Origin of the sequence: Cyanobium sp. T1G-Tous (assembly GCF_024345455.1) — a bacterium.
Lineage (GTDB): Bacteria > Cyanobacteriota > Cyanobacteriia > PCC-6307 > Cyanobiaceae > Cyanobium_A.
In genome coordinates, this window is the sequence record NZ_JAGQBD010000005.1 from 106,467 (window position 1) to 115,556 (window position 9,090).

The window sequence follows — 9,090 nt, forward strand, 5'->3', positions numbered from 1 at the left end:
AATGGCCAGCTAGTTACACGTTGATGGTTTTGCCGTGACGACAATTCCCCCTGCACCGCCCGATTCCTTAGGGCAGTTGCTGCTCGATTGCGCCGCCTGTCGCCGCTGTGATCTGGCCGCGGAGAGGCAGCAGGTGGTGGTGAGTCGGGGCAATCCCGCCGCCCGGCTGATGCTGATCGGCGAGGGACCCGGCGCTCAGGAAGACAGCGCTGGCCTGCCTTTTGTGGGCCGCTCCGGCCAGCTGCTCGATCAGCTGCTGGCTGCCGCTGGCATCGACAGCAACCGAGACGCCTACGTGTGCAATGTGGTGAAGTGCCGCCCCCCTGGCAACCGCAAGCCCGCGGCGACGGAGATGGCGGCCTGCCGCCCCTGGCTAAATCGCCAGATCGCTTTAGTGAATCCGGCCCTGATCCTGCTGGTGGGGGCCACGGCGCTGGAGGGGGTGTTGGGTATTAAGGGCGGCATCACCAGCCTGCGGGGCCAGTGGCGCGCCAGCGAGATCGAAATTTTGCGGGGCCGGCGCCTGATGCCGGTCCTGCATCCCTCCTATCTGCTGCGCTTTAACTCGCAGGACCAGGGCTCGCCCCGTGCGCTCACGGCAGCGGACTTCCAGGAGGTACGCCGATCCTTGCTGGCCCTCTGAGGGGATCGGTGCCGATCCTTTTCTGGCCAATCCCGCTCGCCTTGCTGAACTGCTTACTGCGTTTGACATCCTCGCCGCTTGAGCTGTCTTTGTGACAGGCTTTGCCCTTCCCGGCCCCCCGCTTCACCCAGCCATGACCGGCACCCCGGCTCGCTACGACACCTTGATTCACCGGCGCCAGACCCGCAGCGTGCGGGTGGGAGATATCTGGATCGGCAGCGATCACCCGGTGGCGGTGCAGTCGATGATCAACGAGGACACCCTCGATATCGAAGGGGCTACGGCCGGTATCCGGCGGCTGCATGAAGTCGGTTGCGAAATCGTGCGACTGACGGTGCCTTCCCTGGCCCACGCCAAGGCGGTAAAAGAAATTCGCCAGCGGTTGGAAGACACCTATCAGCCAGTGCCATTGGTGGCCGACGTGCACCACAACGGCATGAAGATTGCCCTGGAGGTGGCCCAGCACGTCGACAAGGTGCGGATCAACCCGGGTCTATTTGTGTTCGACAAGCCCGACCCAAATCGCACCGAATTCAGCCCCGAGGAGGTGTCTGCCATCGGTGAGCGCATTGCCGAAACATTTGAACCGTTGGTGCAATTGCTCAAGCAGCAGGACAAGGCCCTGCGCATCGGAGTCAACCATGGCTCCCTGGCTGAGAGGATGTTGTTCAGCTATGGAGACACGCCCCTGGGCATGGTGGAGAGCGCCATGGAATTCATTCGCATCTGCGACCGGCTCGACTTCCACAACATCGTGGTGTCAATGAAGGCCTCGCGGGCGCCGGTGATGATGGCCGCCTATCGAATGATGGCCGACCGCATGGATGCGGAGGGCTTCCCCTACCCCCTGCATTTGGGAGTCACCGAGGCAGGCGATGGCGACTACGGGCGAATTAAAAGTACCGCTGGCATTGCGCCCTTGCTGGCCGAGGGGCTGGGCGACACGATCCGCGTCTCGCTCACCGAAGCGCCCGAGAAGGAAATTCCTGTTTGCTACTCGATCCTGCAAGCCTTGGGGCTGCGCAAGACGATGGTGGAATATGTGGCCTGCCCCAGCTGCGGCCGCACCCTGTTCAACCTGGAGGAGGTGCTGCATCAGGTGCGCAACGCCACGGCCCATCTCACTGGCCTCGATATCGCTGTGATGGGTTGCATCGTTAATGGGCCGGGCGAAATGGCCGACGCCGACTACGGCTATGTGGGTAAAACCCCCGGCACCATCTCTCTGTACAGGGGCCGCGACGAGATCCGGCGGGTGCCGGAGGCAGAGGGAGTGGCAGCCCTGATAGCCCTTATTCAGGAGGATGGTCGCTGGGTTGATCCCTGAGCGCCTGCTCACTTCCGGTAACCCGCCCCGGTTGGGGCCGGATAACGGCGCTAGCTTGAAAGGACGTTTCCCGCGCCGCAACGGCTTTTCCTGATGGCCAGCCCCCGCACCAGCTTGCTCGTGCTGGTCGGTATTGGTGCTTGTGCGGCCACGGCGGTTGTGGCCAGGGAGGTGGTGACCCCTCCCGGTGGCTCTTCCCGCATCAGCGACAGCCCCAAGGAAGTGATCGACCAGACCTGGCAGATCGTCTTCCGCGACTACCTCGATATCAACGGCAAGTACAAGCCAGAGCAGTGGCGCAGCCTGCGGCGTGACGTGCTCGCTAAGAGTTACGGCAGCCCTAAGGAGGCCTACGAAGCGATTCGGGGCATGCTCGGCAGCCTCGATGATCCCTACACCCGTTTTCTGGATCCACGGGAATTCAAAGAGATGCAGATCGACACCTCCGGAGAACTCTCCGGGGTGGGAATCCAGCTCAGCCTGGATAAGGAAACAAAAAATCTGGTGGTGGTGTCACCTATTGAAGGTTCGCCCGCATCGCGGGCTGGCGTTCAGCCCAAGGATGTGATTGTGGCGATCGACGGCAAGTCGACCAAGGGCATGAGCACCGAGGATGCCGTCAAGCTGATTCGTGGTCAGGCTGGCACCTCCGTGACCCTCACCCTCAAGCGCAAGGCTCAGACCCTGGAGGTGCCCCTTACGCGTGAGCGCATCGAGCTCCATGCCGTCGACCACCAGATCAACACCAGTGCCGATGGCGTCAAGGTGGGTTATATCCGCCTCAAGCAATTCAATGCCACCGCCACCAAGGACATGCGCCAGGCGGTGAAGGACCTCGAAGAGAAGGGGGCCCAGGGTTATGTGCTCGATCTGCGCAGCAACCCAGGCGGCCTGCTGATGGCAAGCGTGGAGATTGCTCGCCAGTGGCTAAACGAGGGCACGATCGTGTCCACCAAAACCCGTGATGGCATCCAGGATGTCAAGCGCGCCACCGGCCGCGCCCTCACCACCAAGCCCATGGTGGTGCTGGTGAATGAGGGTTCAGCTAGCGCCAGTGAAATTCTCTCCGGCGCCCTGCAGGACAACAACCGGGCGGTGTTGGTGGGCCAGAAAACCTTCGGTAAGGGCTTGGTTCAGTCGGTGCGGGGGCTATCCGATGGCTCCGGTATGACCGTGACCATCGCCAAATACCTCACCCCCAGTGGCCGGGACATCCACAAGCACGGCATCGACCCTGATGTGACGGCGAAGATGACTGAGCTCGAGGCCCAGCGCCTCAAGCTCGAGGATCTCGGCACCAAGAAGGACAGCCAATACCGGGTGGCGGAAACCACGCTGGTGAAACGGCTTCGCAATTCCAACAGCGTGGAGAAGGCCTACAACCCACGCAGCGCCAATCTTCCGGCGGCCGTGGCCCCTCAGGGCTCCAGCGCGCCATAGGCGCCGTAGCGCCTGCGAATTTCCAGTTGGATACCCGGTTCGGGCTGCCAGCACAGGGCTACTTCTTCTGACACTCCAGACTGCCGGCGATCCGCCGTTTGGAGGGTTACCCCTAAAGCTGCCGGCAGGCTCCAGATCAAGCCTGGGCCAGTGAGGGACGGGCTAGCTAAGGCCTGCAGCGGCGCGGGAGGTAATGGTTCCTCCATCCCTGGCCGCGCTTCGCTTACAACCACCAGCGATTCGAGCCGTTCGCTGCCATGGCGAATCACGGCGCGGCGGCGGCGCTCGCCCCACACCAAGCAGAGCTCGCTCACCCAGGGCCAGGCACCGATGCGATCGGGGCCCAGGCTCCAGTGCCCCTCTGGGCTGATTTGCATTTCTGCCGGAGGCTCATCAAAATCCATTGAGCGCATCTGGCCACTGCTGACGTTGGTCAACGCAGCCACTACTTTGCCGCCCTGGTCTTGCACTGAGAGCTGGCTTTTGAAGCGCTCCTGCTCCAGGCCATGTCCATTACAGCGAATGAAGCAGCCATGCCAATCGCCCGAGTTGTGGGCGAGCAAGATTTCACGCCGCATATGGGCAGTAAGCGGCGAGGATGGCGTATGCATATGGAAAATTTGTGGCTGTGCCGCTTGATTCGCCCCCAGCCCAAATGATCCAGCCTGCGTCGATTTGGGAGATGAAACCCTGGTGGTGCCAGCCTTGGAGCATCTTGCTCACCGGTGCAGTTGTGGTGGCAGGGAGCTGGTTGCTACTTCAGCGCTGGTGGATCACCGCGCCTGCAGCCATAGGGGTGCTGGCTTGGTGGCTGCTTTTTTTGGTTGTGGTGCCAGCTGCTTATCAGGCCGAACTACGGGCCGCTGAAGCTGAAAAGCTTTGAACTTCGCTTGATTTAAAAACTCTTCGCCAGGAGAAATCAGGCCACCGGCTGCATCAGGCCACCGCCGGGGCCGGAATCGTCGTCATCGTTGTTGTTGCCGGGTCCTGGTTGAAGCAGGGCATACATGCCGATCGCCAGGAGGCTCACCACTCCAGAAACGAGGCTGAACCCGCCCCCTAAGCCTGAACCTGCCCCGATCACTTCGCCCATGGATCGTCGTTACACAACTTCTCATGAATGTAACGGATTTTTGCGGGAGCTGGTTGGCTTAAGGGGCCCTTGGGCCCAAGACCGGCTCGCTTACGGCGCCTACACCGCCAGCACCTCTTCGTTGCGGGCATTGAGCTGCTCGCGCCGTTGGCCCTCGGTGAGGCCATCGCTGCCTGGGATCTGCTCCGCCATTTGGTTGAGCCAACCCATCAGCTCCTCGAGCTGCTTCTCAGCAGGCAGCACCCCCAGGCCCCGGGCCAGCACCTTGGCGGTGGCGCCCGATCCGGGCTGAAACACCAGGCGGCCATGGAGGTGTTGGGGCAGGCCCTGGCGCAGTAGGCGGAAGGCGGGTTCCTCCATGGGGGTTTCCAGGGCGATGTTGGGTTTTTCCGGCTTGATGCGCGAGAAGCCGCAGCGCTTGGCCACCAGCTTCAGCTCCATCAGCTGCAACAGCGAGATCACCGGCGCCGGAATGGCGCCATAGCGATCCACCCAGCCGGTGGCCAGCTCCAGCAACTCCTCCTTGCCACCACACTCGGCGGCGGCCCGGTAGGCGGCGATCTTCTCGTCGTTTTCCGTGATCCAATCGCCTGGGATGAAGGCGGTCACAGGCAGGTCGATTTGGGTGTCTTCCACCACTGGGATGTCCTGGCCTTGGATTTCAGCCAGCGACTCCTGCAGCATCTCCATATAAAGGTCGAAGCCGATGGTTTCCATCTGGCCGCTCTGCTCCACCCCCAGCAGGTTGCCGACGCCACGGATCTCCATATCGCGCATGGCCAGCTGGTAACCAGATCCCAGCTGGGCGAATTCCTGAATCGCCCGCAGCCGTTGCCGTGCCGCTTCGCTGAGGGAGGCATTGCCGGGATAAAAGAGCCAGGCATGGGCCTGGATACCGCTGCGGCCCACCCGGCCCCGCAGCTGATAAAGCTGGGCCAGGCCGAATTTGTGGGCGTCCTCGATCAGGATCGTGTTCACCCGGGGGATGTCGAGGCCGCTCTCCACGATCGTGGTGCAGAGCATCAGGTCGGCTTCGCCGGCGTTGAAGGCCACCATGGCGCTCTCCAGCTCGCCTTCGGCCATCTGGCCGTGGGCGACCAGCAGCCGCAGGCCCGGGATCATTAGCCGCAGGCCGGCAGCCACATCTTCGATACCCTCCACCCTCGGCACCACGTAAAAGATCTGGCCGCCGCGGTCGAGCTCCTGGCGGATGGCGCTGCGCACCGCCTCCTCGTCGAGGGCGGCTAGGTGGGTCTTGATCGGCCGGCGCAGCGGCGGTGGTGTGGTGATCAGGCTCATCTCCCGCACACCGGAAAGGCTCATGTAGAGGGTGCGGGGGATCGGCGTGGCGGAAAGGGTCAGCACGTCTACGTCTTTTCTCAGCGCCTTGATCTTTTCTTTCTGGTTGACGCCAAAGCGCTGCTCCTCATCCACCACCAGCAGACCCAGCTGCTTGAAGCCGGTGTTTTTGGAGAGCAGCTGGTGGGTGCCCACCACCACATCAACCGTGCCTGCGCCCAATCCTTCCAGGATTGTTTTGCGTTCGGCGGTGGTGCGGAAGCGGTTTAGCAGGCTGACCTTCATCGGGTAGGGCGCAAAGCGCTCCGAAAGGGAGCGCCAGTGCTGCTGCGCCAGCACCGTGGTGGGGGCCAGCATCGCCACCTGCTTGCCCGCCGTGACCGCCTTGAAGATGGCCCGGATCGCTACCTCGGTTTTGCCGAAGCCCACGTCGCCGCACACCAGCCGGTCCATCGGCTGGGGCTGCTCCATATCCCGCTTGACATCGGCGATGGCCTTCACCTGGTCGGGGGTGGGCTCGTAGGGGAAGGAGTCTTCGAGCTCGTGTTGCCAGGGGCCGTCGGCGGGGAAGGCGAAGCCCGGTGCCTGGTGGCGCTCGGCGTAGAGCTTGACCAGATCCACCGCCACCTTGCGCACGGCCTTTTTGGCGCGCTCCTTGGCCTTGGCCCAGGCCGTGCCACCCATGCGGTTGAGGTCTGGAGGCGCATCGGTGCTGGCGCGGTACCGGCCGAGGCTGCCCAGCTGGTCTGCCGCAACCCGCAATAGACCGTCGGCGTACTGCACCACCAGGTAATCGCGGGATTCGCCGCCGATCGCCAGCTTTTCCAGCTTCAGAAACTTGCCGACGCCGTGGTTGCGATGCACCACGAAATCGCCCGGCTGCATCTTGCCCGGATCCACGGTGCGGCTGGCGGCCTTGCGGCGCCGGCGCACGTAGCCGCTGGCGGCCAGGGCGTGCTGGCCAAAGAACTCTCGGTCAGTGACCAGCACCAGCCGCCAGGCCGGTAGCTGCAGCCCTTCGAGCTCGGCGGTGCCCTTGGTTTTCAGGGCCACCGGCGTGGCCTGCTCCACCAGTCGGTCGATGGCCGGAAAGTCGGCGGGATTGGGCACGAAGCGAGTGACGCAGTCGTGTTCCTCCAGCAGGGCTACCGCCCGCGAGGGCTGGGCCGACAGCAGCCAGACCGTGGCTTTTTCGGCCACAAAGCCCTTCACCAGGCCGGCCAGCTTGCCGAAAGCATTGGGGTATGCCGGCACCGAGCGGGAGGCCAGGTCAAAGCTGTTGGGGTGGTTGTCGGTTTCGTGCAGCTCGGCCAGATCGAAACCGGCAAACACCTCCGCCTGCTCCAGGGCGTCTGCCGCGGGGCGATGCAGGAGTGGCGGCAGGATCATTGGCGCCGCGCTGGCTTCTATTTCCAGCTCCTGCACCACGTCGGCGTAGTGGTCGCAGGCATGGTCAAACCACTGCTGCCCATGGGAGAGGCAGTGGCGCCGCTCATCGATGGCGATGAGGGTGTGGGCCGGCAAATAATCCAGCAGGGAGGCCGGCTGCTGCCAGGCCAGGCCCATCAGCCGCCTCATGCCCTCCGGGGTGCCCCCTTCGAGTAGCTGCTCGAGGGCCTCTGGGCTGAGCATTTGCTCGAGCCCATCCGGCATCGACTCGCGCAGGGCATCGGCGATCAGGGGGCCGTAGCCGGTGGGTGTGAGCCGCACCACCTCGATGGCGTCTAGGGAGCGCTGGGAGGCGGGATCGAATTCCCGCAGTTTCTCCAGTTCTTCGCCAAACAGCTCCAGCCGCACGGGCAGCTCGGCACTCACCGGAAACACATCAACGATGTCGCCGCGCCGGCTCCAGCTGCCCTCCTGCTCGATGGTGGGCACCCGTTCGTAGCCCAGCCTGCTGAGGGTGGTGGCGAATTGTTCAAGGTCGATCGTGTCGCCCTTGCGGAGGCTCAGGCACTGGGCCTGCAGCGTTTCTGGAGGCGGCAGGTGCGGCTGCAGGGCCCTTTCCGTTGCCACGATTGCCAGGCGACGGGGGGTATCCAGCAGTTCGCTGAGCACCTGCAACTGGCCCCAGGTGATTTCGCTGGTGGGGTCAAAGGGCTCGTAGGGGCTGCCCTCGCTGGTGGGGTAGAGCTGGCAGCTGTTCCATCCCATCAGCTCCAGCAGCGCTGCCCAGCGGCCCGCTTCCTCCAAGGTGGGAACCAGCACCAGCAAGGGCGCCTCGGCAGCACCAGCCAGGGCGCTGCTCACCAAGGCCCGAGCACTGCGCCCCGCCCCACTGAGCCGCAGGCGGTCGGCCCGCTGCAGACGCAGCAAAACCTCGCCGGTGAGGTGCACCTGCTGCAGCTGGCGCACCAGGGCGGTTAGGGGCATGGGGTCAGGGAATCTCAGAAGGCTCCGATCTTCGCAACTGGCACCAGAGTGGTGTTGGTTGCCGCCAACTTCTGCTTCGACTTCACTGCCTGTTCAGCACCAAGAGGCTGGCTAAGGCGCCAGTTCTGTTGGCGCTGGGCGGCTTGCTGGCTCTGCTCGGGGCTTGCTTGGCAAGCGTGCCTGTGCGCCCAACGGCCCAGGCGGCGGGTTTGCTGCCTGAACAGGAGGCGGCCTTGATGCAGCAATTGGCTACAGCAGATCGTCAGTGGCTGCCGCGTGCTGAAATCCTGTCCAGTGGTGCGGTGCGTTATCACTACCGCCGCCGGGTTAACGAACCCAAGCTTTCTGTGGCGGAGCTTCGGGCCCTGATCGCCAACCCGCCCAGCTTTGGGGCCGAGCGCCTGGCGATCGGTGAGCTGCTCATGGTGCTGGCCAAGGCCGGAGTGCGTCTTGAGCTGGGTCAGCCCCGCAAGCCGCGGGCGGCGGGGGAATGGGACCCGGCAGCACGCACCATGCGCATTCAGCCCCGGGTGGTGGCTAAGGGCAGTGTCGAGTTTGCCCGGGTGCTCAACCACGAGGCCATCCACGTCGCCCAGAGCTGCAGCAACCGGGGACTGCGTTCCCGCCCCCGCCCCCTAGGTCTGCCCTCGGCCTTGCCCGATCACCTAGCTGCTGTGCTCAATGAAACCGTCTACAGCAAGGCATCGGAGCAGGAGCGGCAACTGGAGCGTGAGGCCTATGCCAATCAAACCCGCTTGAACCTGGGGCCCCAGTTGGTGCGCCGCCATTGCGGCACCTAAGAGTTTGCGAAAAAACCGCCTGACCGGCCGCGTTTTCCCTTCCGAGAGCTGATCACGCTCCGTTCGGGCTGATTTGCTGCGTTTCAGCGCTCAGAACGCCCGATTTCAGGCGTTT

At 63.8% G+C, this 9,090-nt stretch carries 8 protein-coding genes; 5 read left to right on the forward strand and 3 right to left on the reverse strand.

Features of this window, described 5'->3' with window-relative positions; translation table 11 throughout:
• The first annotated feature begins 34 nt into the window (after positions 1-34).
• The 3 genes from KBY75_RS05275 to KBY75_RS05285 all read left to right on the forward strand — a co-directional run bounded on the left by KBY75_RS05275 (position 35) and on the right by KBY75_RS05285 (position 3,410).
• A complete protein-coding gene (locus tag KBY75_RS05275; protein ID WP_396097985.1) occupies positions 35-643 on the forward strand; it encodes a uracil-DNA glycosylase family protein in 609 nt (202 codons plus the stop codon).
• 133 nt (positions 644-776) lie between these two features.
• Positions 777-1,970, forward strand: coding sequence for a (E)-4-hydroxy-3-methylbut-2-enyl-diphosphate synthase (gene ispG, locus KBY75_RS05280; protein ID WP_255023220.1), 1,194 nt, complete (start codon positions 777-779; stop codon positions 1,968-1,970).
• Positions 1,971-2,063: 93 nt separating this feature from the next.
• Entirely contained in the window at positions 2,064-3,410 is a 1,347-nt protein-coding gene (locus tag KBY75_RS05285; RefSeq protein ID WP_255023221.1) for a S41 family peptidase, read from the forward strand.
• On the opposite strand, the gene KBY75_RS05290 is transcribed toward KBY75_RS05285, so the two are convergent.
• Positions 3,389-3,988: a DUF3598 family protein gene (locus tag KBY75_RS05290; protein WP_255023222.1), complete on the reverse strand. Its 600-nt coding sequence runs from the start codon at positions 3,986-3,988 to the stop codon at positions 3,389-3,391. The two genes, KBY75_RS05285 and KBY75_RS05290, sit on opposite strands and share 22 nt — an antisense overlap.
• Positions 3,989-4,065: 77 nt before the next feature.
• Here KBY75_RS05290 and KBY75_RS05295 point away from each other — a divergent pair, with 77 nt between their 5' ends.
• Complete coding sequence (locus KBY75_RS05295) at positions 4,066-4,293, forward strand: DUF6737 family protein (RefSeq protein WP_255023223.1); 228 nt, start codon at positions 4,066-4,068, stop codon at positions 4,291-4,293.
• Positions 4,294-4,329: 36 nt separating this feature from the next.
• Here KBY75_RS05295 and KBY75_RS05300 read toward each other — a convergent pair whose 3' ends face one another.
• Positions 4,330-4,503 carry a hypothetical protein gene (locus tag KBY75_RS05300; protein ID WP_193486056.1) on the reverse strand — a complete coding sequence of 58 codons (174 nt, stop codon included), beginning with the start codon at positions 4,501-4,503 and terminating at the stop codon, positions 4,330-4,332.
• Between the two features lie 99 nt (positions 4,504-4,602).
• Positions 4,603-8,175, reverse strand: a complete 3,573-nt coding sequence (mfd, locus tag KBY75_RS05305) for a transcription-repair coupling factor (RefSeq protein WP_255023224.1) — start codon at positions 8,173-8,175, stop codon at positions 4,603-4,605.
• Between the two features lie 176 nt (positions 8,176-8,351).
• On the opposite strand from mfd, the gene KBY75_RS05310 reads away from it, so the two are divergent.
• Positions 8,352-8,975: a hypothetical protein gene (locus KBY75_RS05310; RefSeq protein WP_255023225.1), complete on the forward strand. Its 624-nt coding sequence runs from the start codon at positions 8,352-8,354 to the stop codon at positions 8,973-8,975.
• Positions 8,976-9,090 lie beyond the last annotated feature (115 nt).